Below are 26,247 nucleotides of genomic sequence, written 5' to 3'. Positions count from 1 at the left end.
TAAATATTAATTTATGAAAACTAAACATTGTATTGCTTTTGCAGCATTGGCTGTAGCCGCACTGTCCGGATGTGCAGGCCAGAAGGAAGCAAAGGTGAGCACAGGAATAAACCTTGCCAACCTTGACACAACAGCAGTTCCGGGAAATGATTTCTTCCGTTTTGCTTGTGGCGGTTTTAATGATTCACATCCGCTTACAGCTGAATACTCACGCTATGGAGCATTCGAAATGCTTATGGAAGACAACCAGAAGCAGTTGAAAGAAATGATCGAAGGATTTGCTTCAAAGGAAAATCAGGCTGGAAGCCAGGGACAGAAAATCGGAGACTTGTATAATCTGGCAATGGACAGCGTAAAGCTTAATGCTGATGGTATAGCTCCAATCAAACCTATGCTTGACAGAATAGCTGCAATATCTGACAAGAACCAGATTATGCAGGTTAAGGCTGAAATGTTCAACAACGGTATTGGTACATATTTCAGCAACTATGTATATGGTGACCCAAAGAACAGTACTTTGAATATCTTCCAGATTGCCCAGGGAGGTATTAACCTTGGAGAAAAGGAATACTATCTTGATACAGACGAAAGTACAACCGCTATCCGTGAACAGTACAAACTGTATATCACTAAGCTTTTCACATTGGCTGGTTTCTCAGAAGATGAGGCTAAACAGAAAATGGCTGATGTGATGGAAGTTGAAACAGCTATTGCAAAGGCTTCTTACAGCGCAGTAGAACGTCGTAATCCTGAAGCCAACTATCATAAAATGTCATACGATGACTTGAAGAAGACTTTCCCTGGAATAGATTGGGATGCTTATCTCAAGGCTTTGGGAGTAGAAGGTGTGACAGAACTCAACGTAGAGCAGATTGAGCCTATCAAGGAAGTGGAAAATCTTATCAATACTTTGCCTCTTTCACGTCATATCTCTTATCTGCAGTACAATCTTCTTGATGCTGCAGCAAATTATCTGAGCGATGATTTCGTAGCTGCAAGATTTGATTTCTACGGTAAGGTATTGTCTGGCCGTCAGGCAAACCAGCCACGTTGGAAACGTGCAGTTAATGCCGTTAACGGAATGTTGGGCGAAATAGTAGGTCAGATGTATGTAGAGAAATATTTCCCGGCAGCTGCCAAAGAACGTATGGTGGCATTGGTTAAGAATCTTCAGTCTGCTCTTGGCGAACGTATCCAGGCACAGGAATGGATGAGCGACAGCACTAAGGTAAGAGCTATGGAGAAACTTTCTACATTCCACGTAAAAGTAGGTTATCCTGACAAATGGAAAGACTATTCAGATCTTAACATCGAGAAAGATTCATACTGGGCAAATGTATGCCGTGCTGCACAGTGGGGCACAAAAGATATGTTCAGCCGTATCGGAAAACCTGTTGACAAGGATGAATGGTTGATGAGTCCTCAGACTGTAAATGCATATTACAATCCTCAGACTAACGAAATCTGTTTCCCTGCCGCAATTCTTCAGTATCCGTTCTTTGACATGAATGCTGACGATGCTTTCAACTATGGTGCTATCGGTGTTGTAATCGGTCATGAAATGACACACGGATTCGATGATCAGGGACGTCAGTATGACAAGGACGGTAACTTGAAAGACTGGTGGGCTGAAGGTGACGGTGACCGTTTCAATGAACGTACAAAAGTAATGGTTGACTTCTTCAACAACATTGAAGTCCTCCCGGGATTGAAGGCCAACGGACAGTTGACTTTGGGTGAAAACATAGCAGACCACGGAGGTTTGAATGTTTCTTATCTTGCTTATAAGAATGCAACAAAGAACAACCCTCTTCCTGAAGAAGACGGATTTACTGCTGACCAGCGTTTCTTCATCGCATACGCTACACTTTGGGCCGGTAATATCCGCGAAGAGGAAATCCGCTCACGTACTAAGTCAGATCCTCACTCACTTGGCGAATGGCGTGTGAACGGTGCTCTTCCACATGTTGATGCATGGTACGAAGCATTCGGTATCACTGAAAAAGATTCAATGTATCTTGCACCTGAAAACCGTTGTAGAGTTTGGTAATTCTTATTGAAGAATTAAGATAAAAAATAAGCCGTTTGTAGTTGGATTTGCATCTACAAACGGCTTTTGTTTTTTAAGTAAAAAGTTATCAGAAATTATAGTTCAAGCTGAGGCCAAACACCTTGTTGGTACGGCTATAGATATTTGTTCCTTTAGTGCCTGTATTGTAATAATTGTCAGACTCTTTTGTATAGTCACTATAGTTTGTCCAGAAGTAGGCGATATCCATATTCAGTGACTTGCTCAGATAGATTCTGGCTCCGAAACCTAATGAATAAGAATCGCAGTAGAAGCTTGTGTCTGTCTGGAAATCATCACTGAGTCCGTAGTTGGTTTTCTGGAAGCCACCGCTGACAGTAATATATTTCATTACATCCCATTCTATACCGGCCAAATATTCGTGTGTACCATGATTAAGTGTTTTCTGTCTGTCCGAAGCCATTCCTGCATGCTTGTCATCAAAGAAATGGTATTCTACCGAAGCACGCAGATTAGGTAAGAACTCATATCCGGCTGCAACTGAAAGCATTGAAGGAATGTCGCTTGGCGTATTTACTCCTTCTTTGTAGTCTGCCAGGTATGCTTCATCTACATTAATCAGTTCCATCTTGCTTGAAACATTTTCAATGTTTAGGTTTGCCTTAAATTCATATTTCAAGCCGATGTTAAGTTTGTTGAGCTTGAAGTCAGCACCTAGAATAGGAGTTATTCCCCATCCCTTTTGGTCACATTTCAGATTGATATCCGCTATGGTTGCGTCCTGAAGTCCCAAAGCAGGAGCCATGGCTGCATATTGTTCTGTGAGTGATGCGTTGAGATAACCTTCATATCCTCCGGTCATATAGTTCATTCTGCCACCTGCATATACAGACAGCCAGTCGTTTATCTTATAGCTGAAACCAAGCTGGACGCCATAGATGTATTGTTTTCCGTCCATGGCAGAGTTTATGTCATACATTGAAGGTTTAACCAAGCCCTGAGTCTTTTGCTGTATCAATCCGGTGGCAAGTGCGTTGAACATAGGAAGTCCGTTGCTGAACGATGCCTTACCTCCACCTCCTGTTATTGCAAATGCTGCAGAAACAGTCCAGTCACCTTTTTTGTATAGACCATGAAACGAAGGAATTATAGGTGCCGATGCGGTTCCCTTATAATTTTGTGTTGTACTTTGTCCGTCGAGTGTCCACAATCCTGATGTAGCGCTTATTTCCCTAGTCTGATATGCACTCTGTCCTGTCAGAGAAAGATGGAAGCCATCTTCTTTCAGGAAAGAAAGACCTGCAGGATTACTGTAAACTCCGTCAACATCTATTGACGCTCCACGTGCTGCCATTCTCAAAAATGCCGCATGTTGGTTTGTGTTAGTCAGATAATCTCCTGCGAAAGTTGTGTTTGAAACGATAAGCGCCGTTGCGCCTAATAATAAAAATTTATTCATTTAGCTTTAAAAATTGGTTATGAAGCTGCAAAGGTAGCGCTTTTGTTTGGTATATACAAGTCTTTTTGATTGTAATGCAATAATATTGGTGTGAATGAAATAGTTTTAAGTGAAACAAAATCATCTTTCAGCCATCGGGAATACATATATAATATTATATGAAATTATGTATTGAAGAGTTCTTTTCGTATCTTTGCTGCATATTTATAATATAGAATAAACATCGTGTATGACTATGTATTCCAATAAAGAAATCTGGTGCGTTACTTATCCTATACTTCTCGGGCTGCTTGCCCAAAATATTATCAATGTTACAGATACTGCTTTCCTCGGACATGTAGGTGAAGTGGCTTTGGGAGCTGCCGCAATGGGAGGACTCCTATATATCTGTGTCTATACAGTGGCATTCGGTTTCAGTATAGGTTCGCAGATATTGATAGCGCGCCGCAACGGCGAAGGAAACTACCGTGATGTCGGTCCCGTCATGATGCAGGGCAGTATGTTCAGCTTCCTTATGGCTGTAGTACTTGCTGTGGTTATGTATATTTTTGCCGGTCCGCTGATACGTATGCTTATAACTTCCGATACTATATACGAGGCTACATATCAGTTTTTTACATGGCGTATATGGGGATTTCTTTTTGCTTTTCTCAATGTAATGTTCAGGGCTTTTTATATAGGAATCACCAATACGAAAGTCTTGACTCTCAGTTCCGTTGTGATGGCACTCGTGAATGTAGTACTCGACTATGGTCTGGTGTTCGGTGAATTGGGATTGCCTGAGATGGGTGTCAGAGGTGCAGCTTTGGCTTCCGTTATAGCAGAAGCGTCATCACTGGTATTCTTCCTGATATATACATATTGCAGAATTGATCTTAGAAAATACGGTTTCAGACGTTCTTTAGGAATGGATTTCTGTATGGTAGGCAGGATATTGCAAATATCGTCATTTACTATGGTGCAATATTTCCTTGCTATGGCAATATGGTTTGTGTTTTTTATGGCCCTTGAGCGTTTGGGACAAAGAGAACTGGCTATAGCCAATATCGTAAGAAGTGTGTATATAGTGTTGCTCATTCCGGTTCAGGCATTGGCCACTACCGCCAATACGTTGGTTAGTAATCTGATAGGTGCGGGAGGAACTGACAAGGTTATAGCTCTGCTTCACCGCATTGCAGGCATTTCATTTCTCATAATGGTGGTATGTGTTGCGCTTACAGTAATATTCCCTGATCCGATTCTCTCTATCTATACGAGTGATTCCGGTCTTGTAGCCGAGTCTATACCGGCACTTTATGTTGTCTGTGCATCAATGCTTATAGCTGCATTGGCAAATATTTATTTCAACGGAATATCTGGTACGGGCAATACTCAGGCTGCTCTAGGAGTAGAAGTCGGTATCCAAATATTCTATGCTCTTTATGTAGTTGTGGTTGGTATGGTTCTCCGTCAGCCTGTCGAGATATGTTTTACCACAGAGATAATATATTATGTGTTGATGCTGACTTTTAGTCTTATATATTTGAAAAAAGCTAAATGGCAGAATAAAAAGATTTGAGGTTAAAGAGCCTGTTTTAATTTTGCACACTGTTGTTTTGATATTTATTTTTGAGGATATTTTTCGGCTTTAGTGAGAAGCATAGCGGGCTATGCGCCGATTGAAAGCCGGGAAATAGACCAAAAAGAAACTCAAAACAAAGCGAAAAATGGGTTATAAACTCTTTTTTATGGAAAATTAAAACGGGCTCTAAGTTTTTTTATGTATTTTTGCACCCCGTTGAAATAGAAGAAATTAAGAAAAATCAAAATAATATATGTTCGATAATTTAAGTGAAAGACTTGAGAGGTCGTTTAAGATATTGAAAGGTGAAGGTAAAATCACCGAAATCAATGTTGCCGAGACTCTGAAAGATGTACGTCGTGCTTTGCTTGATGCCGACGTGAACTATAAGGTTGCGAAAAACTTTACAGATACAGTAAAGGAGAAAGCCTTGGGACAGAACGTGCTTACTGCAGTTAAGCCAAGTCAGTTGATGGTTAAGATTGTTCATGACGAACTTACCAAACTGATGGGTGGTGAAACAGCTGAACTTGAACTTAAAGGACGCCCTGCAGTGATACTTATGTCAGGTCTCCAAGGTTCAGGTAAGACTACTTTCTCAGGAAAGTTGGCACGTATGCTGAAAACCAAGAAAAACCGTAAGCCTCTGTTGGTAGCCTGCGACGTTTACCGTCCTGCAGCCATCGAACAGCTGAAGGTGCTTGGACAGCAGATTGAAGTTCCTGTTTATTCTGAACCGGACAGCAAAGATCCTGTACAGATTGCATTGAATGCTATCCATGAAGCAAAAGCTAAAGGTTATGACCTGGTGATTGTCGATACAGCCGGTCGTCTTGCTATCGACGAACAGATGATGAACGAGATTGAGGCTATCAAGAAAGCTATCAATCCTGATGAAACACTGTTTGTCGTTGATTCAATGACAGGTCAGGATGCTGTAAACACAGCACGCGAGTTCAATGAACGCCTTGACTTCAATGGTGTAGTTCTTACTAAGCTGGATGGTGATACACGTGGTGGTGCCGCACTTTCTATCCGTACTGTAGTTAACAAGCCTATCAAGTTTGTAGGTACAGGCGAAAAGCTTGATGCAATCGATTTGTTCCATCCTGCACGTATGGCAGACCGTATCCTCGGTATGGGTGATATCGTATCACTCGTTGAACGTGCGCAGGAACAGTACGACGAAGAAGAAGCTAAACGTCTTCAGAAGAAAATCCAGAAGAACCAGTTCGACTTTAATGACTTCCTTACACAGATAAACCAGATCAAGAAGATGGGTAACATCAAGGAACTTGCTTCCATGATTCCTGGTGTGGGTAAGGCTATCAAGGATATTGATATTGACGACAATGCCTTTAAGAGCATTGAGGCAATCATCTATTCTATGACACCTGAAGAACGTACTCATCCTGAAATCCTGAACGGTTCGCGCCGTATGCGTATCGCAAAAGGTAGTGGTACAAACATTCAGGAAGTTAACCGCCTTCTCAAGCAGTTCGACCAGACTCGTAAGATGATGAAGATGGTTACTGGCAGCAAGATGGCAGGCATGATGCAGAAGCTGAAGAAGAAATAATACTTCGTTTTAGAATATAAATCGGGCTAAATACCGTTTAAATAGTGTTTGAATACTGTTTAAACGGTATTTAGCCCGATTTTTTATGTGTTGCTTTTAATGATTATACGGCATATTTTATACCCGGAAAAAACGTGCGCACGTTTAAGGTAAAATGGACGCCCGTTTTGATTAAAATGGACGCCCGTTTTAGGTCGAACGTGCGCACGCTTAATATAGCATATATTTTTTACGCATTTCCTTGTACTTGTTCAGGTCTTCAAGCCATGCAGAACGTATCTCTTTTTCCGATTTACCATTTAGCATATCCAGTCTTACCTGATTGGTTCCCATCAGCAGATCGAACCATTTGGGGCGTGTAAGGAATGATTCGGATTTGTTCATTTTCTTGAATTCATTGTACATTTCGATGACATATTTCAATGAAAATCCGTTCAGTTGTTTTGCGTCAGTATTTCTCAGGTCGATGCCATGACATTCAGTGTTCTTGTGCAAAGGATTTTTGTCGAAACCTTCCAAAGCTTTCGGTGTGAATGAAAAGGGATACTTGTCTTTTGGCAATAATGGCGAACCTATCACCTGGAAAGGGAAATATGTTCCGCGTCCTACACTTACTGATGTAGCCTCGAACAGACACAGAGATGCATAAAGGGCAATGGACTGGTCGTTTGGCAGGTTAGGGGAGGGTTTCACCGGAAGTGAATATGGGTCACCATGTTTCCATCCTTTTATCTTTATTACTGAGTAATTACACTTCATATTGCTGCCAAGCCATCCTTCGCCGTTAATCATTCCTGCCAGTTCTCCCATTGTACATCCGTGCAGCACAGGGATAGGCAACATTCCTACAAAACTTTTGTATTCCTTTTTCAGGATAGGTCCGTCAACATAGTCGCAAGGATTAGGGCGGTCGAGCACTACAAGTTCCTTACCGTTTTCGGCACAAGCCTGCATCACATAATATAAAGTACTTATGTATGTGTAGAATCTTGCTCCTACATCCTGAATGTCGAACACTATCATATCAATGTCAGCCAGCGCTGTGGCAGATGGTTTCTTGTTTTTTCCATACAGAGAAATAATGGGAGTTCCGGTTTTTACGTCCTTGCCGTCCTTCACTGTCTCTCCGGCATCGGCCTTACCTCTTAAGCCGTGTTCAGGCGCAAACAGAGCCACAGGTCTTTGACCTAAGGAGCATAATGTGTCAAGCAGGTGAGTACTGCCGATAAGCGAAGTCTGGTTTGCCACAAGGGCAATTCTTTTATTATTGATTAAAGATATCAGTGTCTCTATTTGGTCGGCTCCGTTCTGTATGTTTGCAGCTCCACATATGCCGGAGAAAGAAATTAATAGTAAAATAACGAGATATTTCATGATTGGACGATATTATTTATTAGTTTTGTAAATCGAATTATAATAATGCAAATATAATAAGTTTCCAGTTATGAACCCAATAGCACTGATTGATAAATATTATCCCGAAGATAACGAACTTAAAAAGATTCTTTTGAAACACAGCCGTTCGGTGGCAGACAAGGCTCTGGAGATGGCACGTAAGCATCCGGAGCTGAATCTGGACATGCAGTTTATAGAAGAGGCTGCAATGCTTCATGATATAGGTATATTCCTTACAGATGCCGACAGTATATATTGTTACGGCACTTATCCGTATATATGTCATGGTTATCTGGGTGCCGATCTTGTACGAAAGGAAGGATATCCACGTCATGCATTGGTGTGCGAGCGTCATACCGGTGCCGGTCTGTCGTTGAAAGCTATCGTTGAGCGTGACCTTCCTGTTCCGCATAGGGATATGCTTCCTGTAAGCCTGGAAGAGCAGATTATATGTTTTGCCGACAAGTTTTTCTCAAAGACAAAACTTGATAATGAAAAGTCGTTGGAAAAAGCCCGCAAGAGTATAGAAAAGCATGGCGAAGAAGGACTTGTAAGGTTTGACAAGTGGTGCGAGATGTTCTTGTAATATTTATTTTGTCGTAAAAATACTTTAAAAACCAATTGCTTATAGTGTTATTTAAGTGATAATGCTTACTTTTGTATCGCTTATCGCGAAAAAGATATATAATGACATCGTTTAAAAGAACTACATACATATTTATAATATTGTTTCTGCTCGGTCTTGTTTCCACTTTCTACGCTGAGGCGCAGAGGGTTAGGGGAAGGCGTTCGGGTAGGAATGTATCGTCCGAAATAAAAACCGATTCGTTAAATATTGATTCCCTTTCTGTTGATTCTCTATCATCGGACTCTTTGGCTTCTGATACGGCAAAAAATAAGGATGCCCTGGACGCTCCTGTGGTATATGAAGCAAGCGATTCTATTGTATTCACAAAGGGAGGTTTTGCTCATCTTTACGGTTCAGGAAAGGTTAATTATCAGAAGATAGAACTTACTTCCGCTGTTATCACAATGAACATGGACAGTAATACTGTATATGCCAGAGGTGTGAAGGATACGGCTGGGGTTGAGTCCGGTCTGCCAGTATTCAAGGATGGTGAGACTCCATACGAATCAAAGATAATGCGATATAACTTCAAGACCAAGAAAGGTTTTATAAACAGTATCGTGACACAGCAGGGAGAGGGATACGTGACAAGCCGTGACGCAAAGAAAGGTGCTGAAGACGAAATCTATATGCAGCATGGCCGATATACTACCTGTGACAATCACGAACATCCTCACTTCTATCTGCAATTGTCTATGGCAAAAGTACGCCCGAAGAAAAATGTGGTTTTCGGACCTGCCCATCTTGTGGTGGAAGATGTTCCTTTGCCTATAGCTGTTCCTTTTGGTTTTTTCCCGTTTAACAGCAGTTATTCATCAGGTTTCATCATGCCTAGCTATGGTGATGAGCTTAACCGTGGATTCTATCTTCGTGATGGCGGTTACTACTTTGCCATAAGTGACAAGATGGACTTGAAGGTTCTGGGTGAAATCTTTACAAAAGGTTCGTGGGGGCTTTCTGCTGCATCCAACTATAACAAGAGATATAAGTTCAGCGGTTCGTTCAATGCAAGCTATATTGTTACCAAGACAGGTGACAAGGGAATGCCGGACTATTCCGTATCGAAAGACTTCCGTATCCAGTGGAGCCATCGTCAGGATGCCAAGGCAAGCCCTAACAGCTCGTTCTCGGCAAGTGTGAACTTTGCTACAAGTAGTTACGACCGTTCCAGCTTGAACAGTTTGTATAATCCGCAGCAGTATGCCCAGAATACCAAGGCTTCAAGTATCAGTTACTCACGCAGTTTTCCGGAAATAGGTCTTAATATCTCCGGATCGTTCAATATCACTCAGAATACACGAGATTCGTCTATTAACATGACGTTGCCTGACGTGAACATCTCATTGAACCGTATATATCCGTTCAAGCGCAAGAAATCTGCAGGTGACGAGCGTTGGTATGAAAAGATTTCATTCCAATATACAGGAGCCATGACAAACAGTGTAAACACAAAGGACAACCTTCTGTTCAAGACTCCTCTTACACAATGGAAAAACGGATTTCAGCACAAGATACCGGTATCGGCTACCTTCAACCTGTTTAAGTACATAAACATTGTTCCGTCGTTCAACTATACTGAAAGATGGTATCTTAACAAGATAAAGAGGAGTTATGACCCGACTCTGAATACTTCGGATCATATACGTAAGGATACAATAAACGGATTTAACCGTGTGTATGACTATAACATGTCCGTACAGATGAATACCAAACTTTACGGTATGTACAAGCCTCTTTTCATGAAGAGCAAGGAAATACAGGTACGTCATGTGTTTACTCCTACGGTAAGCTATACTTATACGCCGAACTTCGGAACGAAGAGGTTCGGATATTATGACACATATACCTATACCGACGAAAACGGAGAGGTACGTACCGTGGAATATTCACTCTATGACGGTATGACATACGGTACTCCGGGAAAGACTATGTCGCAGAACATCTCATTCTCTGTTGACAATAACATCGAAATGAAGATGAAATCGGATCGTGATACTACCGGATACAGGAAGATAAGTCTTGTTGACCAGTTGGGAGCGTCAATGTCTTATGATGTGGCAAACAAGAGATGGAGCGATTTGAGCATGAACGTACGCTTGAAACTTACCAAGAACTATACTTTCAATATGAATGCTTCGTTCGCTACATATGCTTATGAGTTCGATAAGAATGGTAATGTCGTAGTGGGTGACCGCACAGAATGGTCGTACGGACGTTTCGGACGATTCCAGGGGTATAGCGGTTCGTTCTCTTATACTCTGAATAATGACACATTCAAGAAGCTGTTCGGAAAGAAAGATGAAAAAGACGGAAAGAAGGATGGCGAGAATGACAGTGAAGATGAGAATGACGAAGAAACGACAGAAGAACAGGAACAGAAGAATTCGAATATGAGGAAGACTGAGGCTGCTTCTATCAGTCCTGACGGATATATGGCATTTAAGTTTCCTTGGAGTGTAAGTTTAAGCTATAGCTATAGCATACGTGAAGATAATTCGGACAAAAAGAAGATAAATATCAAAACCATGAGATATCCGTATAAACTGACACATTCGCTTAATATCTCAGGTAACTTTAAGATTGGCAGCCGCTGGAATATGAATTATTCTACCGGATATGACTTCACTACAAAAGAATTGTCAATGACTACGCTTAATATAACCCGCGACCTTCACTGTTTCAATATGAGTTGCGGATTGGTGTTCGGACCTTATACTTCGTATAACTTTACTATCCGCGCCAACTCCAGCATGCTTACTGATGCCCTTAAATGGGATCAGCGAAGCAATACCGGTAGTGCGGTTACTTGGTATTAATACATTGTTACCAGTCGATGGCTGTCTTGCCGTTTTTTACAAGATAGTCATTGGCAAGGCTGAAATGGTGGTTTCCGAAGAAACCGCTGTGTGCCGACAATGGCGAAGGGTGAACGGATGTTAGGACAAGATGTTTGCTTCTGTCAATGAATGCTCCTTTCTTCTGAGCATAAGCACCCCACAGGATGAACACAAGATTGCTTTTTTCTTCTGCCAGTTTTCTGATGACTGCGTCTGTAAATTCTTCCCATCCTCTTCTCTGGTGTGAGCCGGCCTGATGCGCACGTACTGTCAGTGTAGCATTGAGCAATAGTACGCCCTGTTCTGCCCATTTGGTAAGATTGCCACTTTGTGGGATTGGTTTGCCAAGGTCATTGTTTATTTCCTTGAATATATTCACTAGTGAAGGCGGAGGTTGTATTCCGTCATTTACCGAGAAACATAATCCATGTGCCTGACCGGGACCATGATAAGGATCCTGTCCGATAATTACTACCTTTACCTTGTCAAAAGGACACAAGTTGAAAGCATTGAATATGAGTTTTCCCGGCGGATAGACGGTAGTTTCGTGATATTCTTTTCTCACGAAATCTGTCAGCCGTATAAAATAGTCTTTCGAGAATTCCGGCATTAATGCTTCCTTCCATGATTCTTCTATCTGTACGTTCATTGTTGTTTTTTATATTCAGTTGTTTTATTGTATTCGCAAAGGTAATATTTTATAAATAAAAAAACAACGGAGTTCTGTTTGCCACTTAACGTGGTCACTGAACTCCGTTGGATAAATATATTTATTTTTGCCTATTTGCCTAAATAAGTGTCATGCCGTGTTCTTCACATTCTTTTCTCATGCTTTCAGGCCATATGCTGGCTTGTATTTCGCCTATATGTGCCTTTTTCAGATATAGCATACACAGACGTGACTGTCCTATACCACCGCCGATGCTCAGTGGCAGTGAGCCGTTCAGAAGTCTTTTGTGGAAATATAATTCCTTTCGGTCCTCTTTTCCTGAAAGTTCCAATTGGCGTAACAGTGCTTCCTTGTCAACGCGGATACCCATTGACGAAAGCTCTATGGCACGTCCCAGCACTTCGTTCCATACCAGAAGGTCACCGTTGAGTCCCGGCAGTCCGGTTGCCGGATCTATAGTGGAATAATCGTCATAGTCAGGGGCACGAAGGTCATGAGGCTCGCCATTGCTAAGCTTGCATCCTATACCTATAATGAATACGGCACCATATTTTTTCGTAATCAGATTTTCCCTTTCTTTAGGAGTCTTGTCTGGATACATTTGTAAAAGTTCTTCTGAATGTATGAACTGTATGTCGTGTGCAAGGAAAGATTTTATCTGCGGATACATTTCGCATATCATATATTCGGTGCGTCGCATGGCAGAGTATATTCTGGTTACTATGCTTTTCAGGAAATCTATATTCCTTTGTTCCGGTGTGATAGTCCTTTCCCAGTCCCACTGATCGACATATAATGAATGGAGGTTGCCCAATTCTTCATCTGCACGTATTGCATTCATGTCGGTATAGATACCATATCCGGGACCGATGTTATAATCGGCCAGTGTCATTCTTTTCCATTTTGCAAGTGAATGTACAACTTCTGCCTGTTGGTCGCCCAAGTCCTTGATAGGGAAAGAAACAGCGCGTTCCACTCCGTTAAGGTCATCGTTTATACCCATTCCTTTCAGTACGAATAATGGTGCGGTGACACGGCGTAGTCTGAGCTCGGACGAAAGGTTCTGTTGGAAAAATTCTTTTATTTGTTTGATGCCAAGCTCTGTCTGTTTCATGTCAAGCAGAGCCTTATAGTTGGCAGGTTTTATTAAGTAACTCATGATTTAGTGTTATTAGTTTTGTTGGCAAAGATAGGTATATTTTGTAAATATGCAATTATTATAACGAAAAAGTTATCAAAAAGTTTATATATTGAGTAAGATTATTGAATAATTGTCATTCGTAAGCGTAGGTTTTACTTCTTATTGATAGTATTTTACATGGAACTTTGTTTCCTAATTCCGATAAACTTATTATTTTTGTACCCGATTTCATAATATTAAAATAGAATGCGCCCATAGTTCAATGGATAGAATAATGGATTCCGGTTCCATCGATTGGGGTTCGACTCCCCATGGGCGTACATTTTGAGCGATTAAACTGTTGGATTTCAATGGCTTAGTCGCTTCTTTTTTGCTCAGGTCCCCCCAGAATATTCAGTTTTTCGTAAAAGCACTCCTACCATTTATTCCATTTTTATCATTATTAATTATATTCACAATCTAATATAACACACTATATTCAATTGTCAAGAACACAATTTTATGTCCTTATACAAAAATAGAATCTGAACAAAAAATGGAAAGACTTGAGAATAGAAAAAACACTTCTTAAGAATGGCTTTGGAAAAACATTGTTTTGAAACCTAGCATGAGTTTGAAGAAGTAGATTATTAATGTAACAATGAGAAAGAAGATTATCTGAAAAAGGTAATTTCTCTTTTCTTTTTTCTTCTTTTTATGGTAATGGGATATGATGATGGCTATATTTTATTTCGTATTCCTCCATTACTGCCAAAAATATTCTATTTTCAATATTATAGTATATAAAAAAACACAAAAGTTGTCTTCCGGTTTTGATGAAGAAATTATGTAATAGTCTCCTGCCTCTTATACGATGATTTTATAATATGTAAATCAAAATTCCTTCCCATTCTGATAGTTATAGTTTTGTTCAATGATAAAGACCTAAACTCTGAGCAAGATTCTAATACAGTTTTCAAATCTCTGGCAACGGCAGAACCAGACTTAACAGGAACTTTACCATTTACAATGTCAAGTCTGAATCCATAACCACTACTTTTTCTATTTCCAACATTGAGGAATAATTCATGATTAAGATTATAAGAACCTCCACCATTCTTCAAGGATTGTAAGATATAAGGAAGAATCTTAGTCCATACTTCTATATACAAGTTACTATTAGTCATTTTTTTACTGTAAAGATAATATTTTAAAAATTTTCCATCTAAGAAAATCCATAAATCCTTACCTTTGAAAGAAATAATACTCATTAAACAGAGCGTAATATTGAACAGAAAACACTATTTTTGCAATGTCCAATCGGAGAAATGGTTGGACTAATTCAGAAAGCGTTTTTTGCTTTTATCCTGAAAACGAAATCGCCAATTTCAACAGTGAAAGGACGAAAGACAATATTACGCTCATTTTCTGTTTGTATATGTTCCCGGTATAGCCAATATTATATCGGTTCATATATCGTACAGGCGTGGGAGTATTGTTTCTTTCTTATTCATCTTCACGAGGTGTTTGGCGATACCTGTTTTCGATGGATAGAGCAGGACAAGCCTCACGCTTGAACCGAATAATATTCTATATCTTTCTGATTATCAAATTATACATTCAATATTCATTGTAATTTGATACCGCAAAGTTCCCGGAATTTACAATGCTAATACCGGGATTTGAATGCTATTATAAGTAAATGCGCCGTTTTAAATTGCGCTTCTATATTCATTCGGCGTACACCCAGCCACTTTCTTGAACATCCGGCTCAAATGATGCGGATACTGGAAGCCGACTTCGTAAGCAATTTCGCTCACGGTCTTGTTCGTGCTTGCCAGCAAATCCTTGACGCGGTTGATAACGGTAAGGTGGATGTATTCGATGGCGGACTTGCCGGTTTCCTTCTTCACAAGGTCGCCGAAATAGTTGGCGGAGAAGTGGAGCTGGTCGGCACACCACGCCACGGAGGGCAGACCGATTTGCTCGGGCTTGTCTGAATCGAAGTAGCCGGTCATCAGTTCTTCGAAGCGAGTGAGGACATCGCGGTTGATAGTCTCACGGGTGGCAAACTGGCGGTCGTAGAAACGGAGGCAATGGTTGAGCAGGACTTCGATGTTGGAGGTGATGATGCTGCGGCTATGCTTGTCGATGCGGTGGTGCAGTTCTTCCTCTATCTCGGTGAAGCAGTTGAAGATGGTCTGCCGCTCGCGCTCGGACATATGCAAGGCTTCGTTCACTTCGTAGGAGAAGAATGTGTATTCCTTCATCTTGCGGGCAAGGCTTGTGCCTCGCAGCAGGTCGGGATGGAACAGCAGACAATAGCCTTCGGGATTGGGCGTTTCGCCGCCGTCGTCGATGCCTGCCACTTGTCCGGGAGCCACGAATACCAATGTGCCTTCCTGATAGTCGTATTGGCTGCGCCCGTAAGTCAGCTTTCCGTGTATCTTCTCTTTCAGGTAGATGCCGTAGAAGCCGTAAAGTTTCTTTTTATGCTTCAAAACCTTGACATCCTTGAAGTCGATGAATGTCACCAACGGATTGAGTGTTTCAATCCCTAAAAACTCATTGTAATCGTGGATGCTGTTGATATTTATGATGTCGCCCATATCTTGTTTCCTCCATTTATTAAAGTATGATGCCACAAAATTAATCTTTTCTTTACTCATTCAGCAAGGAGGGAAGGCATTTCTGTAAAATGGGTGCAAGATTCTGTGATTTGTGTTATCCCGTTGATTGGACGCTACTTGCGGTGAATGCCATTCGTTGATATTGGTGCTTCAATCCGTAATCTGTGTATGGACGAAAGACATACGCTGCTGTAATTTTGCACCTGACAAAAACAAAGTTCAAAATGAAAATGATTATCAATATCTGTCTGCTTATGGCGATTTTATCTTTCAACAGTTGCGATGAGAATATGGCTTCATCATACGTTCCCTCGCAGGAAGGAAATGACTCGGTTCCTGCAACAACGGGACACTTGACTACCCGCAGCACCATTGCCGATGTCTTGGCTCATCCGGCTTTCGAGGGGTTCAGCCGATACATCTTGCCTTTGGAATGGGGGTATGACGTGGATATGCCGCTCTCCGAAGTGGAGCGTTTGCTTCCCTACCATAATTATATTGACGCGGAGCGGTGCGTGGGCTACATCAACCAGATGATAGATTCGGTGGCAGCCGGACGCAGGATTTATTACGACTTGGGGCGCGAAGATGCCGGACTGTTCTTCTTCCGTGGACGGTCGGGCGCACCGTTTGCGGTCGTCTGTCCCGGAGGCGGCTTCTCGTATGTTGGCTCCATCCACGAGGGATTTCCCCACGCCTTGGCGTTGAGCCGGATGGGGTATAATACGTTTGTCATTCAGTATCAGACGGGCAGCGCACAGACGGCTTGCGAGGACTTGGCGGCAGGCATCGAATACATCTTCCGCCACGCCACGGAGTTGCAGGTCGATACGGCAGGCTATTCCGTGTGGGGCAGTTCGGCGGGGGCACGTATGGCTGCATACATCGGTTCTTACGGCACGGCGGCCTTCGGTGCGGCAGAGCTTCCCCGTCCGCGCACGGTGGTGATGGCCTACACGGGGCATAGCGAATATACCCGGCAAGACCCGCCTACCTATGCCGTGGTAGGCTCGAATGACGGCATTGCCAATCCGAACACGATGCGCCGCCGCACCGAAGCTCTGCAAGCCATCGGCATCCCGGCGGAGTTCCACCTCTATCCGAACCTCCGGCACGGCTTCGGGCAGGGGCGTCGGGTTCTGCGAGCCGAGGGCTTCGAGGCAGCGTGCGGCTGCGGCGGACGTGTCGGCGTCGCGGTCGCGCTCGGCGGCCGAGCGTTTCAGGTAGATGGTGTTGAAGGCGGTGTTCACGGCCTCCAGCTCGTCGGGCGCGTCGGCGAGGCCGATGGCGGCCAGCGCGGCGACGTAAGGCTCCTGGCGGAGCTTCTCGACGAGGTCGGTCAGGGTACTCGTCTCCGAAGCATAGTCCAGGCGGGGCACATCGCCTGCCTCGCGGAAGGCGAAGGCGAGCGTAGAGCCTGCCTTCTACTTGTCGGCGGCGGGCTGGTAGTCGGCGTAGGCCTGGATAATTTGTTTGTAGAAGAGGAAGAGCTTGTCGCGTGCCTGGTCGGCGGCGACGATTTCAGACGTTTCCAGATAGCCTTTGTCGGGCTGGAAGCATTCCAGCTCGTTGGCCACGGCGGCGGCAAAGGCGGCGCGCTGGGCGGCGAAGCCACGGGCCTCGGCCACGTCCTGGGGGATGGCGGCGAGGGCGTCGGTGGCAAACTGTGCGTGTTGCGGGTTCCGGGCTTTGCTGCGCGAGAAGTCATAGATAATTTCTTTCATACGTTTTTTATTCAATAAAGTTATACATTGGGTTCTTTTTGCGATTTCGTCCTGCATGTTGCAGGAAGCTTTCGCGCTTTGCGATTCCGTCCTGCACGTTGCAGGAAGCTTTCGCGAAGCGCGAAAACGTCACGCTTAGGGGATGGCTACGATTTTGTCCGCGTATTCGAACCATGTTTTCTTGTAGGCATCTACCGACCCGGCCGGCACGTAGATGTCGGAAAGGGCGGTACACTGGTAGAAGACGTGACCAATATGTACGGGCGGTGTCTCACCTAGGAAAGTGGCGGTGGAAAGGGAGCTGCAATCGCCGAATGCCCCCGCACCGATGCCTGTCACTCCGCTCGGGATTTCGATGGATTTCAGGGGGGAGCAGCCGAAGAATGCGTAGTTTCCGATGGTATTCAGCGCTACAGGGAAGTCAATGGAGGTCAGGGACGAGCAATGGTTGAATGCGTAGTCTCTGATGTCCGTGATGCCTTGGGGCAGCTTGATGGTCTGGAGGGTCGAGTTGTCTCCCATGTGTCCGGTGTATGCAAATTTTGCTGCGTCGTCGCCCGTATAGGTGGTGCCCGCGAGGTCGAGGTCGGTCAGCATGTCTTTGTTCCGTTTGATGGCCTCCCAGTCGTCGTCGTTGATTTCGCCGCTTGTCACGGTGATGGATTTCAGGTCGATGCGGCTGCCTATCAGGGTGGCAAGCTGGCCGGGCTGGAGGTTGCCTATCGTCAGCTCAGTGCCGCAAAAGACGGTGATGCGCCCGATGGTGGTGCTGCCCTTCTTGTTGTCCAGCATCACGAGGATTTCGCCTGTGGCGGCGCCGCTCGTTATGTCGGCGGGGGCGGTGACGGTGAGGATGAGGCTAACGCTGATGGAGGCCTTCCATCCGTCGGGGACGGTTATCAGGTAGAGGTCGTCCGCAGTGGGGTTGTCGATGCCGGTGACAATGCATTGTATTTTCGCCGTTTGCCCGTAGGGCAGGGATACACCCGGAACATTGAACGTCAGGCTGATGCCCGTGTAGCGTGGCACTTGGAAGATGCTGCCGTCGGCCAGGGTGAAAGTGACGTAGTCGGCGTTCATCGTGTCGATGCCTTTAAAGAAGCTGTCGCCTTGCGGACCGGCAGGACCGGTGGAACCCGTGTTACCCTTCTCGCCGCTGACGCGCGTCCACGTCTGTCCGCCGTCCACGCTCAGGTAGATGGCGTCGGGCTCGATGTCTTTGTTCTGCGAGTCGGTGGTGATTTGCTGTTCGTTGAGTTTCGCGCCCGTGGCCAGCTGAGGCAGCGGGGCGTCGTCGCCGGCGGGTCCTTGTTCGCCTTGCGTGCCGTTGGCTCGGATGGGGTTGCCGTCGGTGTCGGTCAGGAACTCGCCGTTCAGCGTCCAGTACCAGTTGCCGTCTTCGGCCTGCGCGGCGCCTATTTGCGGGGTGTCGCCCTTGTCACCCTTGTCGCCCTTCGTGCCATGGTAGATGGTGATGGCGGGTGTGTTCAGGAAGCTGATGGTGAAGCCCACCTCCACGCCGTCCTTCACGACGGGCGTCACGGCGGTGATGTAGTCCGTCGTGCTGAGCAGCGTCTGTAGGGCTTGGATGTTGGTGTTCGTTTCCGCCTGCCAGGCTTCGAGGGCGGCGATGCGCGCGGCCTGTGCGGCCAGTTCTTCGGTGTTTTGGTTCACCTGTTCCCAGAGTTCGGAGTCGTCGTACTTGCAGGCCGCCAGGGTCAGCGCGGCGAGCAGGAGGAGGGTTAAGGTCTTTCTTGCTTTCATATAGTTGTCCGATTAAAATTGGTTCTCATAGCATTTGCCGGGGGAGATGGACGCACCGTGGTGCGTCCCTACAACGAGTGCGTGTTGCAAATGTAATAAAAACACGTCGTTTAATCAAGCAAAAAAAACGAGTTTTTGACCTCGGAGGTGAGCCTACATCAACCCGGACTTGATGTACCATGAGGTCGGACTTCATCCTACATCAGTTCCGGACTCATCTTTATTAACATTTGCAGCCCAAAGCTCCGACAATGCCAATCCGTCAGGATAAGCACCGTCCGAGCCTCGGATAGCACCAATCCTGCAGGATAAGCATCATCCGAGGGGGCGGACAGCGGTTCTCGAAGAAAATAAGCACTGTCGGAGGCTCGGACAGCCCTTATTCTACAGTTTTAGCCCTGTGGAAGCCCTCGGACAGTGCTAAAAATCTTCCGCAAGCCTTGTCCGAGCTATTTTCGGCGTTTCGGTGAAATGGGTGCTTCTATCTGTAATCTGTGTATGGACGGAGAAGCCTTGCCGATGTAATTTTGCATCAGAAAACAATTAATAGACAAAAGAATATGGATACAGTAAAATTAAGTAACGGCGTGGAAATGCCGATTTTGGGTTATGGAGTTTATCAGGTATCGCCGTCGGAGTGCGAGCGGTGCGTGAGGGATGCCATCAGCGTGGGCTACCGGATGATTGACACGGCACAGGCTTACGGCAACGAGCAGAACGTAGGCAACGCTATCCGTAATTGCGGCGTACCCCGCGAAGAATTGTTCATCGTGACGAAGGTGTGGATTTCCAATGCCGGATACGAGCGGGCAAAGGCAAGCATTGACGAATCTTTGCGCAAATTGCAGACCAACTACATCGACCTGTTGCTCATTCACCAGCCTTTCAACGACTACTACGGCACGTGGCGGGCGATGGAGGAAGCGTACAAGGCGGGCAAGCTCCGCGCCATCGGCGTGTCGAACTTCTACCCCGACCGCTTCATCGACTTGGCGGAGTTCAGCGAAATACCTCCGATGGTCAATCAGGTGGAAACCCACGTGTTCAACCAGCAGGTAGAGGCGCAGCAGATTATGAAGCAATACGGCACACATATTATGGCGTGGGGACCGTTTGCCGAGGGACGCAACAACTTCTTCGGCGACGAAACGCTGATAGCCGTCGGTGCCATGTATAACAAGAGTGCGGCACAGACCGCCTTGCGCTACCTCATCCAGCGCGGCGTGATTGTCATCCCGAAGTCCGTCCGCAAGGAGCGTATGGAGCAGAACTTCGATGTGTTCGACTTCACGCTGAGTGACGAGGATATGCAGCGCATCCGCCAGTTGGACTTGGGACACAGCCTGTTCTTCTCGCACTACGACCCGCAGACGGTGAAATGGCTTTGCGATTATGGAAAGAGCAAATAAAGATGAAAAGGATATTTCAACTCATCTGTTTGCTGCTTGCCGCCAACTGTGTGGCAGCTTGCGGCAACACGGAAAATGACGCGCCCCTCGGTCCGATAGGCGAAACGCCAGCCGAGGATGACCCGGATGCAGAACACATCTACCTGTGGCCGGAAGGCAATATGCCGACCATAACGGACTATACCGTCAATAACGGCAATTATCAGGACGACCTGCGTGCCGGGAATATTCCCCCGACATTCTATACCTACGGTACGGAAGATCCTTTCTACCGCCAGTTCATCGCCAATGCTAACGCTGCCCGTGAAGCCGGTGTGCAAGTAGAAGAACACGTACTGGACGGTTGGCCGCACGGCTTCGGCGTACAGGGAGAATGGACTACATGGTTCGACAGTTTCCTAACCCAGATAATGTCGCATTGATTATGAAAACAGATAAAGACAACCCCAAAGGCATCTCCCGCCGTGACGCACTAAAACGGATGGGATTGTTCGTGGCTGGAGCAGCCGCATTGAGTATGCCCACGGCATTGACTTCTTGCGATAACGAAAAGAAGAAACGTATCATCCTCTATTTCACCACTACGGGTAACAGCCTCTACATCGCCCGGCAACTGGCAGACGAAGAGACCGAACTGCTCAGCATCCCGCAGATAGTAAAGCAGGGCCGCCACGACTTCGAGGCGGACGAAATAGTCATCGTCTATCCCATCTACGGACACATGCCGCCCAATATGGTGCGGAACTTCATCAAGCAGGCACGCATCAAGGCAGGTTATAAGTTTGCCGTCCTCACCTATGGAATGCTTGACTTCAACGCCGCTGAGCTGTGGGACGGCATCTCACAGCAGGCAGGTACGAAGTTCGACTACATCAACACCCTCGTGATGGTGGACAATTGGCTGCCCAATTTCGATATGGCGGAACAGATGAAGATGGACAAGCACATTCCCGAACAGTTGGAAAAGATAAAGGCAGACTTGGGGCAACGTATGCGGTGGGTGAAGCCTGCCACCGAAGAAGCCCGCCGCGCCCACGACGGCTTTGTCGCCTTTTCGCGCCTCGACCCGGAGGTTGGCTTCCTGATGCGGAGCGAGAAGTATTTCCAAGTGACGGATGCCTGCATCGGCTGTGGCGTATGCACCGAAGTCTGTCCGCGCGGCAACTACGAACTGACTTCCACGGGAGTAAAGACCGAGGGCGATTGCGACTTTTGTTTCGCCTGCATCCACAACTGCCCGCAGAAAGCCATACAGTTCCGGTCTTTGCCCGACGACCCGTTGCTTGCACGCGGCGAGGTGAACCCTAATGCCCGCTACCGCAACGAACACATATCGTTGTGGAGCATCAAAGAAAGTAACAGACAATAAAACAACTAAAATCAAATAAGTATGAACACATTCAAGAAAATCCTGCTGTCCGCCTTGCTTGTTTGCGGCGGCGTATGTGCAATGAACGCACAAGAGAAAACCACCACGGCGGGCGTGCCGTTGGTTACATTGAACAACGGCGTGGAGATGCCCCGCTTCGGGCTGGGCACTTTCCTGCAAGGGTCTAATGAAATCTGTCGGCAGTCTTGTCTTACGGCACTGAAGGCCGGTTACCGACACATCGACACGGCACATGCCTATAATGATGAGGAGGGTGTGGGACAAGCAGTGAAGGAAAGTGGCATCCCGCGCGAGGAAATCTGGATAACCAGCAAGCTCTGGCCCAACGAATACGGCGAAGGCAAGACCCTGAAAGCCATCGACGATATGTTGAAGCGTCTCCAGCTGGATTATATAGACCTTCTCTATGTCCATCAGCCTTTCGGCGACTTCGTGGGAGCGTGGAAAGACATGGAGAAGGCTGTAAAAATGGGCAAGGTTCGCGCCCTCGGCATCAGTAATTTCGATGCCAATGACGAGGTGTGGAATACCATTATGGACAGCGCCACCATCAAGCCTGCCGTGCTCCAGATAGAATGCCACCCCTACGCCCAACGTCTGGAGATGCGTAAGAAAGCCGCCAAGGAAGGCATACAGGTAGAATGTTGGTTCCCTTTGGGCGGCGCAATGAGCAATGGCGCACTGTTCAAAGACCCCGTCATCCGGAAGATAGCCGAGGCACATGGCAAGTCGCCGGCACAAATCATCCTGCGCTGGCACATTCAGGAAGGTTTTTCTGTAATCCCCGGAGCTACCAATCCCGACTATATCAAGGAGAACATCCAGATATTCGACTTCGCCCTCACCGATGAGGAAATGCAGCAGATGCGTTCGCTCAACAAGGAGCAACGGTTCTTCAACGCTTCGATGGAGGATGTGGAGCGTATGGTTTGGGGGACGAAACTGTAAACCGTATTAGTAAGGAATAATTGGTGCTTCTATCTGTAATCTGTGTATGGACGGGCAGCAACTTGCGCAGTAACTTTGCAACAAATAATTAAAGCAGAATATTTTATGAGAACAATTATCCTATCCATTACAATGATTATGCTAAGTTTTTACCAGTCTGCACAAGCACAGCAGGCGGACACATTAAGCATCCGTCAGCAACGTATTGTCGCCATTGCCGCTACGACGGCACAAGGCGATTTGGAGAACTTGAAAACATCCCTTGCCCGTGGACTGGACAACGGGATGACGGTAAACGAAATCAAGGAGGTGCTGGTACACGCCTACGCCTATTGCGGATTCCCCCGTAGTCTGCGTGCCTTGCAGACCTTTATGGAGGTGCTGGACGAGCGCAAGGCACAAGGCATTACCGATGCCGTAGGTCGTGAAGCGTCACCCGTAGCCGATGAGCAGGACAAGTACACCCGTGGCGCGGAACTGCTCGAAAAGTTGAGCGGTGCGCCAGCCGATGCGCCCAAGACAGGCTATGCCGCCTTTGCCCCTGTCATCGAACAATACTTGAAAGAACACCTGTTCTGCGACATCTTCGAGCGTGACCTGCTGACGTGGCAGGAACGCGAGCTTGCCACCGTGTCCATCCTTACCGCTATGGGCGAGGGTGTGGAGCCGATGTTGAAGTCCCATTCCGCAATCTGTCTGCGTCAAGGCATTACAGAAAGTCAGCTCCGTCAGATGACGGAAATTGTGAACGGACTGAAAGATGATGACCCGTTTGCTCGCGGTACGCTGATGCCCGATAATCCGAACTTTACAGACAAGGCTTGGCTGCAAGGTTATGTCTCTCCGCAGGATGGTTTCGGCTGTACGGTGTCCAACGTAACCTTCGCACCCGGATGCCGCAACAGTTGGCACAGTCATAAGGGAGGGCAGCTCTTGCTCTGCACTTCTGGCAAAGGCTATTATCAGGAGAAAGGCAAACCCATCCAACTGCTCCTGCCCGGCGATGTGGTGAAGATTGCCCCTGATGTCGTCCATTGGCACGGAGCGGCTCCCGACAGCGAATTTACGCATATAGCCATCGGCACACAGCTTGACAAAGGCGGCGTGACGTGGCTGGAGCCGGTAACAGACGACGAATACAATAGTTATAAGGAAAATAATAACCGATAAAATATAGGAACAATGAAAAAGTATTTTGTTTACCTGATGATGGCACTTGCCGCCGTCACATTCAATGCCTGCTCGGATGATGACCCGTTGCAGAAAGAACCGGAAACAGAACAGCCCGGAAACCAAGATGACAATGAAGGAACAGAAAATCCGGATGAACCGAATACGCCCGACGAACCATCGGGCGACAGTAACAACATTCTTGTGGCATACTTCAGCTGGGGCGGAACCACACAGCGGATGGCACAACAGATTGTGGCTCATACCGGAGCAGACCTGTTCCGCATAGAGCCTGTCACACCTTATCCCGAAGATTATACCGAATGTACAGAAGTGGCATTGGAAGAACGGGACAGCGATGCCCGTCCTGCCATAAGCAGCACAATTGATGAAGAAGCGTGGGCGGAATACGATACTATTTTCATCGGTTGTCCCGTATGGTGGCACACCACACCGATGATTATCTGCACTTTCGCCGAGAGTTACGATTTTGCAGGAAAGACTGTCGTTCCGTTCTGCACCTACGCATCAACCTACCGTGACGAGACATTGGCACGCATCGCAGAACTGACTTCAGGAGCCGAGGTGCATCTGGACGGATTGGGATTGACCAGCGGAAGCCTAAACAACGAATCGAATGTGGAGAATTGGCTTCGGGAGATAGGAATCATTGAATAAACATTAAAACAATAAAGTCAAATGAAAACAAAGATTATCACCCTCATCGCCTTGCTTATTGCAGGCGGATTAAATATGTACGCACAGGACAAAAAAATATTGGTCGCTTATTTCAGTTGGAGCGGCAACACACAGTATGTGGCAGAACAGATTGCCAAGCAGACGGGCGGTACGCTCTTCCGCATCGAACCCGTAAAGCCATATCCTACGGAATACACCCCTTGCACCGAGGTAGCCAAGAAAGAAAAGGAAGACAACGCCCGCCCCGCTATCAAGAACAAGGTGGAAGATTGGGACAGTTACGACACGGTGTTCATCGGCTGCCCCGTATGGTGGTGGACCGCCCCGATGATCATCAACACCTTTACCGAGAGCTATGACTTCAAGGGCAAGACGGTCATTCCGTTCTGCACCTACGCCTCGACCTACCGTGACGAAACGCTTGCCAAGATTGTGGAACTCACGCCCGACGCCAAGCATCTGAAAGGTTTCGGAGCGGTGAGCCGCAACACGAAAGGGCTTACGGAGTGGCTGAAAGAGATTAAGGTTATCAAATAGAAGGAGGACTGGCAGATGATACGGTATTTTATTCCTTTCACTTTGCTTTGCGCAACGCTGGCATTCGCCTCTTGTGGTGACAATGAAGATAACGACATAGATGTCCCTACCGAAGAAGTAGTGCCCGGAACCAATCACAATGTACTTGTTGCCTACTTCTCCGAGCCTTTGCCGGACGGTGTGGATGCCAGCACTTCCGCCAGTCGTGTGATTGTGAACGGCGACTTGTACGGCAGTGTGGAATATATGGCGATGGTCATTAGCGAAGCCACCGGTGCCGACGTTGTACGGATACAGACGGCAACGCCCTATCCGGGCAATTTCGATGATTTGGCGTCACAAGCCGACAACGAGCGGCAGAACGACATCCACCCGGCTCTTGCCACGGAGATTGAGAACTTCGATGATTACGATGTCATCTTCGTGGGCTATCCCATCTGGTGGTATCAGATGCCGATGGCGATGTATTCGTTCTTCGATGAATACGACTTTACGGGCAAGACACTCATTCCTTTCTCGTCCCACGGCGGAAGCGGATGGAGCGGCACGGTGGACGACATTGCCGGAATGGAGCCAAACGCCACGATGGTGGACGGTTACAGCATTTCGCGTAATAGCGTGGCAGGTTCGGCAGATGGCATACGTGAATGGCTCGGAAGGATAGGAATGTCAGAACAATGAAAACGTGCTGTTTATAT

The 26,247-nt window shown here is 46.3% G+C and carries 20 protein-coding genes, 1 tRNA gene and 2 pseudogenes; 15 read left to right on the top strand and 8 right to left on the bottom strand.

Annotation, left to right across the window (positions count from 1 at the left end; translation table 11 throughout):
* Positions 1–13: 13 nt before the first annotated feature.
* Entirely contained in the window at positions 14–2,050 is a 2,037-nt protein-coding gene (locus tag NW213_RS08815) for a M13 family metallopeptidase (protein WP_204393556.1), read from the top strand.
* Positions 2,051–2,138: 88 nt separating this feature from the next.
* Here NW213_RS08815 and NW213_RS08810 read toward each other — a convergent pair whose 3' ends face one another.
* Complete coding sequence (locus NW213_RS08810) at positions 2,139–3,488, bottom strand: OmpP1/FadL family transporter (protein WP_154043965.1); 1,350 nt, start codon at positions 3,486–3,488, stop codon at positions 2,139–2,141.
* Between the two features lie 235 nt (positions 3,489–3,723).
* Between NW213_RS08810 and NW213_RS08805 the strand changes: the two genes are divergently transcribed.
* Positions 3,724–5,046, top strand: a complete 1,323-nt coding sequence (locus NW213_RS08805) for an MATE family efflux transporter (protein WP_258322518.1) — start codon at positions 3,724–3,726, stop codon at positions 5,044–5,046.
* Between the two features lie 256 nt (positions 5,047–5,302).
* A complete protein-coding gene (ffh, locus tag NW213_RS08800; protein WP_204393551.1) occupies positions 5,303–6,628 on the top strand; it encodes a signal recognition particle protein in 1,326 nt (441 codons plus the stop codon).
* Positions 6,629–6,838: 210 nt separating this feature from the next.
* Here ffh and NW213_RS08795 read toward each other — a convergent pair whose 3' ends face one another.
* Positions 6,839–8,002 (bottom strand): DUF1343 domain-containing protein, encoded by a 1,164-nt coding sequence (locus NW213_RS08795; protein ID WP_258322517.1) that lies wholly within the window; start codon positions 8,000–8,002, stop codon positions 6,839–6,841.
* 70 nt (positions 8,003–8,072) lie between these two features.
* On the opposite strand from NW213_RS08795, the gene NW213_RS08790 reads away from it, so the two are divergent.
* Positions 8,073–8,609 carry an HD domain-containing protein gene (locus tag NW213_RS08790; protein WP_154043962.1) on the top strand — a complete coding sequence of 179 codons (537 nt, stop codon included), beginning with the start codon at positions 8,073–8,075 and terminating at the stop codon, positions 8,607–8,609.
* Positions 8,610–8,710: 101 nt separating this feature from the next.
* Positions 8,711–11,467 (top strand): putative LPS assembly protein LptD, encoded by a 2,757-nt coding sequence (locus NW213_RS08785; RefSeq protein WP_258322516.1) that lies wholly within the window; start codon positions 8,711–8,713, stop codon positions 11,465–11,467.
* Positions 11,468–11,474: 7 nt separating this feature from the next.
* Here the strand turns inward: NW213_RS08785 and ung are convergent, their stop codons facing one another.
* Both ung and asnA read right to left on the bottom strand, forming a co-directional pair.
* Entirely contained in the window at positions 11,475–12,137 is a 663-nt protein-coding gene (gene ung, locus NW213_RS08780) for a uracil-DNA glycosylase (protein ID WP_258322515.1), read from the bottom strand.
* Between the two features lie 139 nt (positions 12,138–12,276).
* Positions 12,277–13,317, bottom strand: coding sequence for an aspartate--ammonia ligase (gene asnA, locus NW213_RS08775; RefSeq protein ID WP_154043959.1), 1,041 nt, complete (start codon positions 13,315–13,317; stop codon positions 12,277–12,279).
* Between the two features lie 230 nt (positions 13,318–13,547).
* Between asnA and NW213_RS08770 the strand changes: the two genes are divergently transcribed.
* Positions 13,548–13,619, top strand: a tRNA-Arg gene (locus tag NW213_RS08770).
* Between the two features lie 504 nt (positions 13,620–14,123).
* Here the strand turns inward: NW213_RS08770 and NW213_RS08765 are convergent.
* A complete protein-coding gene (locus NW213_RS08765) occupies positions 14,124–14,465 on the bottom strand; it encodes a hypothetical protein (protein ID WP_258322514.1) in 342 nt (113 codons plus the stop codon).
* A 525-nt stretch (positions 14,466–14,990) separates the two neighbouring features.
* Positions 14,991–15,887 (bottom strand): AraC family transcriptional regulator, encoded by an 897-nt coding sequence (locus NW213_RS08760; protein WP_258322513.1) that lies wholly within the window; start codon positions 15,885–15,887, stop codon positions 14,991–14,993.
* 245 nt (positions 15,888–16,132) lie between these two features.
* Between NW213_RS08760 and NW213_RS16995 the strand changes: the two are divergent.
* Positions 16,133–16,792 (top strand): annotated as a pseudogene (locus NW213_RS16995) (alpha/beta hydrolase); the annotation flags it as partial.
* A gap of 351 nt (positions 16,793–17,143) precedes the next feature.
* On the opposite strand, the pseudogene NW213_RS16990 reads toward NW213_RS16995, so the two are convergent.
* Together NW213_RS16990 and NW213_RS08750 are read right to left on the bottom strand one after the other, a co-directional pair.
* Positions 17,144–17,287: pseudogene (locus tag NW213_RS16990) on the bottom strand (DUF6261 family protein); the annotation flags it as partial.
* Positions 17,288–17,767: 480 nt separating this feature from the next.
* Complete coding sequence (locus NW213_RS08750; protein ID WP_258322511.1) at positions 17,768–19,396, bottom strand: leucine-rich repeat protein; 1,629 nt, start codon at positions 19,394–19,396, stop codon at positions 17,768–17,770.
* A gap of 560 nt (positions 19,397–19,956) precedes the next feature.
* Here NW213_RS08750 and NW213_RS08745 point away from each other — a divergent pair.
* The 8 genes from NW213_RS08745 to NW213_RS08710 all read left to right on the top strand — a co-directional run bounded on the left by NW213_RS08745 (position 19,957) and on the right by NW213_RS08710 (position 26,230).
* Positions 19,957–20,805: an aldo/keto reductase gene (locus NW213_RS08745; RefSeq protein WP_258322510.1), complete on the top strand. Its 849-nt coding sequence runs from the start codon at positions 19,957–19,959 to the stop codon at positions 20,803–20,805.
* Between the two features lie 161 nt (positions 20,806–20,966).
* A complete protein-coding gene (locus tag NW213_RS08740; protein ID WP_258322509.1) occupies positions 20,967–21,227 on the top strand; it encodes an alpha/beta hydrolase in 261 nt (86 codons plus the stop codon).
* Positions 21,228–21,229: 2 nt separating this feature from the next.
* Positions 21,230–22,174 carry an EFR1 family ferrodoxin gene (locus NW213_RS08735; RefSeq protein ID WP_258322508.1) on the top strand — a complete coding sequence of 315 codons (945 nt, stop codon included), beginning with the start codon at positions 21,230–21,232 and terminating at the stop codon, positions 22,172–22,174.
* A 21-nt stretch (positions 22,175–22,195) separates the two neighbouring features.
* Positions 22,196–23,143, top strand: coding sequence for an aldo/keto reductase (locus tag NW213_RS08730; RefSeq protein ID WP_258322507.1), 948 nt, complete (start codon positions 22,196–22,198; stop codon positions 23,141–23,143).
* 105 nt (positions 23,144–23,248) lie between these two features.
* The gene (locus NW213_RS08725; RefSeq protein WP_177894722.1) at positions 23,249–24,313 is read left to right on the top strand and encodes a carboxymuconolactone decarboxylase family protein; all 1,065 of its coding nucleotides are present in this window, start codon (positions 23,249–23,251) and stop codon (positions 24,311–24,313) included.
* Between the two features lie 12 nt (positions 24,314–24,325).
* Positions 24,326–24,991, top strand: coding sequence for a flavodoxin (locus NW213_RS08720; protein WP_177894720.1), 666 nt, complete (start codon positions 24,326–24,328; stop codon positions 24,989–24,991).
* Between the two features lie 21 nt (positions 24,992–25,012).
* The gene (locus NW213_RS08715; protein ID WP_258322506.1) at positions 25,013–25,549 is read left to right on the top strand and encodes a flavodoxin; all 537 of its coding nucleotides are present in this window, start codon (positions 25,013–25,015) and stop codon (positions 25,547–25,549) included.
* 15 nt (positions 25,550–25,564) lie between these two features.
* Positions 25,565–26,230, top strand: a complete 666-nt coding sequence (locus NW213_RS08710; RefSeq protein ID WP_258322505.1) for a flavodoxin — start codon at positions 25,565–25,567, stop codon at positions 26,228–26,230.
* The last annotated feature ends 17 nt before the right edge of the window (positions 26,231–26,247 follow it).

This window comes from Bacteroides sp. ET336 (assembly GCF_024733815.1).
Lineage (GTDB): Bacteria > Bacteroidota > Bacteroidia > Bacteroidales > Bacteroidaceae > Phocaeicola > Phocaeicola cellulolyticus.
Note: the sequence above shows the minus strand (reverse complement) of the source record. Positions and strands in the feature narration are given on the sequence as shown.

What these genes read in the sequence shown, in the direction of transcription:
- NW213_RS08815 (WP_204393556.1), top strand. Translation starts at nt 14, where the DNA reads ATGAAAACTAAACATTGTATTGCTTTTGCAGCATTGGCTGTAGCCGCA.
- NW213_RS08810 (WP_154043965.1), bottom strand. Translation starts at nt 3,488, where the DNA reads ATGAATAAATTTTTATTATTAGGCGCAACGGCGCTTATCGTTTCAAAC.
- NW213_RS08805 (WP_258322518.1), top strand. Translation starts at nt 3,724, where the DNA reads ATGTATTCCAATAAAGAAATCTGGTGCGTTACTTATCCTATACTTCTC.
- ffh (WP_204393551.1), top strand. Translation starts at nt 5,303, where the DNA reads ATGTTCGATAATTTAAGTGAAAGACTTGAGAGGTCGTTTAAGATATTG.
- NW213_RS08795 (WP_258322517.1), bottom strand. Translation starts at nt 8,002, where the DNA reads ATGAAATATCTCGTTATTTTACTATTAATTTCTTTCTCCGGCATATGT.
- NW213_RS08790 (WP_154043962.1), top strand. Translation starts at nt 8,073, where the DNA reads ATGAACCCAATAGCACTGATTGATAAATATTATCCCGAAGATAACGAA.
- NW213_RS08785 (WP_258322516.1), top strand. Translation starts at nt 8,711, where the DNA reads ATGACATCGTTTAAAAGAACTACATACATATTTATAATATTGTTTCTG.
- ung (WP_258322515.1), bottom strand. Translation starts at nt 12,137, where the DNA reads ATGAACGTACAGATAGAAGAATCATGGAAGGAAGCATTAATGCCGGAA.
- asnA (WP_154043959.1), bottom strand. Translation starts at nt 13,317, where the DNA reads ATGAGTTACTTAATAAAACCTGCCAACTATAAGGCTCTGCTTGACATG.
- NW213_RS08765 (WP_258322514.1), bottom strand. Translation starts at nt 14,465, where the DNA reads ATGACTAATAGTAACTTGTATATAGAAGTATGGACTAAGATTCTTCCT.
- NW213_RS08760 (WP_258322513.1), bottom strand. Translation starts at nt 15,887, where the DNA reads ATGGGCGACATCATAAATATCAACAGCATCCACGATTACAATGAGTTT.
- NW213_RS08750 (WP_258322511.1), bottom strand. Translation starts at nt 19,396, where the DNA reads ATGAAAGCAAGAAAGACCTTAACCCTCCTCCTGCTCGCCGCGCTGACC.
- NW213_RS08745 (WP_258322510.1), top strand. Translation starts at nt 19,957, where the DNA reads ATGGATACAGTAAAATTAAGTAACGGCGTGGAAATGCCGATTTTGGGT.
- NW213_RS08740 (WP_258322509.1), top strand. Translation starts at nt 20,967, where the DNA reads ATGCCGACCATAACGGACTATACCGTCAATAACGGCAATTATCAGGAC.
- NW213_RS08735 (WP_258322508.1), top strand. Translation starts at nt 21,230, where the DNA reads ATGAAAACAGATAAAGACAACCCCAAAGGCATCTCCCGCCGTGACGCA.
- NW213_RS08730 (WP_258322507.1), top strand. Translation starts at nt 22,196, where the DNA reads ATGAACACATTCAAGAAAATCCTGCTGTCCGCCTTGCTTGTTTGCGGC.
- NW213_RS08725 (WP_177894722.1), top strand. Translation starts at nt 23,249, where the DNA reads ATGAGAACAATTATCCTATCCATTACAATGATTATGCTAAGTTTTTAC.
- NW213_RS08720 (WP_177894720.1), top strand. Translation starts at nt 24,326, where the DNA reads ATGAAAAAGTATTTTGTTTACCTGATGATGGCACTTGCCGCCGTCACA.
- NW213_RS08715 (WP_258322506.1), top strand. Translation starts at nt 25,013, where the DNA reads ATGAAAACAAAGATTATCACCCTCATCGCCTTGCTTATTGCAGGCGGA.
- NW213_RS08710 (WP_258322505.1), top strand. Translation starts at nt 25,565, where the DNA reads ATGATACGGTATTTTATTCCTTTCACTTTGCTTTGCGCAACGCTGGCA.